Consider the following 2,462-nt stretch of genomic DNA (forward strand, 5'->3'; position numbering starts at 1 on the left):
GCGCTGGTATCCGGGCGCCCGGGGTGGGTATAGTCTCGCGGAGATTTTCAGGATTCAGGGAGAGCAGCGACGATGAGCAACATCCCCACCGAACTGAAGTACACCCGCAGTCACGAGTGGGTGCGCACCGAGGATGACGGCACCGTGACCGTGGGCATCACCGATCACGCCCAGGAGTCCCTCGGCGACCTGGTGTTCGTGGAGCTGCCCGAGCCGGGCGGTGTCGACAGCGAGGCGACGGTGGCGGTGGTGGAGTCGGTCAAGGCCGCCTCCGATATCTATTCACCGCTCGCCGGCGAGATCACCGAGGCCAACGAGCGCCTCGCCGACGAGCCGGAGCTCATCAATCAGGACCCCTACGGCGAGGGCTGGCTGTTCCGCATGCGTCCCGCCGACGAGGGCGCCGTGGACGCGCTGCTGGATGCCGCGGCCTACACCGAGTTCGCCGCCGAGGAGTGAGCTTCCCCGGTGTGACCGGGACGGGGCCGCACTTGCTACTCCGGGTGATCTGTGGTCCCGTGTTGGCTTCTTATCGGCGACAGAGGGAGTAGTGAATGACCGCGCTGATCAGCGGATCCATGGCCTTCGACACCATCATGGTGTTCAAGGACCGCTTCGCCAATCATATCCTGCCCGACCAGGTCCACATCCTGAACGTGGCCTTCGTGGTTCCGGAGATGCGCCGCGAATACGGCGGCTGCGCCGGCAACATCGCCTACAATCTGCGCCTGCTCGGCGAGCGCGGTGTGCCGCTGGCGAGCGTAGGTGCGGATTTCGGCGTCTATACTGACTGGCTGGAGCGCTGGGATATCCCGCGCGATCACATCATCGCGCTGGACGACCACTATACGGCGCAGGCCTACATCACCACGGACATGGACGACAACCAGATCACCGCGTTCCATCCGGGGGCGATGGGTGAGGCCCACCGGGTGAGCGTGCCGGCGGGCTATGACAACCCGGTCGGCATCGTCGCACCGAACGGTCCGGACGCGATGGTCCAGCACGCCGAGCAGTTCAAGGCGGCGGGGATCCCGTTCATCTTCGATCCGGGCCAGGGCCTGCCGATGTTCGACGGCGAGGCGCTGCTGCGCTTTATCGACCAGGCCACCTGGGTGGCGGTCAACGACTACGAGTCCCAGCTGATGCAGGAGCGCACCGGACTCGACCTGGACGGCATCGCCGAGCGCGTCGAGGCGCTGGTGGTCACCCGCGGCGGCGAGGGCTCGTGGATCTTTACCGGCGGCAAGCAGATCCAGATTCCGGCGGTGGAGCCGGAGCAGGTGCTGGACCCGACCGGTTGCGGCGATGCCTATCGCGCCGGGCTTCTCTTCGGCCTCGGCCGCGGCCTGGACTGGGAGGTCACCGGTCGCATCGCCTCGCTGATGGGGTCGATCAAGATCGCCAAGCACGGCACCCAGAATCATTACTTCGATCTGGATGAGTTCCGCCGGCACTACGAGGCAGCCTTCGGCGAGGCCATGCCGGTCTGAACCGCGTCCACCGTCGTCCCCGTGACCTCGGGCGGCGGTCACCACATGGCCGGGAGCGCGGCATCGCGCTGCCCGGCGGCTTTCCCTTCCCTCGCCCCGGAAATCCCCGTCGCGCTCGTGGCCAGTCCGCGGTGATTCGCCGTTGCCGATCCTGAGCTTCCGCCTCCCGGTCAGCCCCGCAGCAGGTCGGCCAGCGCCTCCGGTGTGCCCGCCTCGGGCAGGCAGTGGGTGCCGGTGCAGACACGGGCGCCGGCGGCCGGACCGAGGCCGGTGGCGTCGTCCGTGGGCAGCACGAAGACCTGGCGGCCCGGGGTGTACGCGGTGTCGCCGGCGTGGCGCCACTCCGCCGCGTCCGTGCCGTCGGCACGGATGAGCACGGTCTCCTCACCGTGCTCCCAGGCGAGCATGGCATCGATCATGGTGCAGTGGGCCTCCGGTGCCCGGGCAACGGCCCCGGCTGCGGCATCGACGCCGCGCCGGGCGGCGTCGCGGTAGGCGGCCTCGCCGGTGAGGTCGGCGAGGCGCTGCAGGCCGTGCACGGCAATGGCGGTGCCAGACGGCAGGGCGTCATCGCTGAAGCCGTAGGGTCGCTGGATCAGCGGCTCGTGATCGTCCGCGGTAAAGTGAAAGCCGCCGCCCGGTGCCTCGAAGCGGGCGAGCAGCAGATCGGCCACCGTCCGTGCCCGCTCCAGCCAGCGCGGTTCCCAGCGTGCCTCGAGCTGGGTGAGCAGGGCCCAGAGCAGGTAGGCATGGTCGTCCAGGTAGGCCGGCAGGGCGGCCGAGCCGTCGGCGTAGCGGGCGAGCAGCCGGCCGTCGGCCCAGAGGTTGTCGTCAATGAAGCCCAGGATGCCGGCGGCGGTGTCCACCCATTCCTGGCGGCCCATGAGCCGGCCGGCGTGGGCGAGGCCGCGGGCGGTCAACGCGTTCCAGCCGGTAAGGCGCTTGTCGTCCCGCGCCGGCGGGGTGCGC

Annotated in this window: 2 protein-coding genes and 1 pseudogene; 2 read left to right on the forward strand and 1 reads right to left on the reverse strand. The window is 69.4% G+C overall.

Features of this window, described 5'->3' with window-relative positions; translation table 11 throughout:
- Positions 1 to 72 precede the first annotated feature (72 nt).
- Positions 73 to 459: a glycine cleavage system protein GcvH gene (gene gcvH, locus G7A99_RS09150; RefSeq protein ID WP_018716519.1), complete on the forward strand. Its 387-nt coding sequence runs from the start codon at positions 73 to 75 to the stop codon at positions 457 to 459.
- Between the two features lie 95 nt (positions 460 to 554).
- Positions 555 to 1,493, forward strand: coding sequence for a carbohydrate kinase family protein (locus G7A99_RS09155; protein WP_018716518.1), 939 nt, complete (start codon positions 555 to 557; stop codon positions 1,491 to 1,493).
- A 170-nt stretch (positions 1,494 to 1,663) separates the two neighbouring features.
- Here G7A99_RS09155 and G7A99_RS09160 read toward each other — a convergent pair.
- Positions 1,664 to 2,462: pseudogene (locus tag G7A99_RS09160) on the reverse strand (thioredoxin domain-containing protein); the annotation flags it as partial.

The sequence above is a fragment of the Arhodomonas sp. KWT genome (assembly GCF_010993615.1).

Excerpts from the sequence above, each read along its gene's own strand:
- gcvH (WP_018716519.1), top strand. The coding sequence starts at position 73 with ATGAGCAACATCCCCACCGAACTGAAGTACACCCGCAGTCACGAGTGG.
- G7A99_RS09155 (WP_018716518.1), top strand. The coding sequence starts at position 555 with ATGACCGCGCTGATCAGCGGATCCATGGCCTTCGACACCATCATGGTG.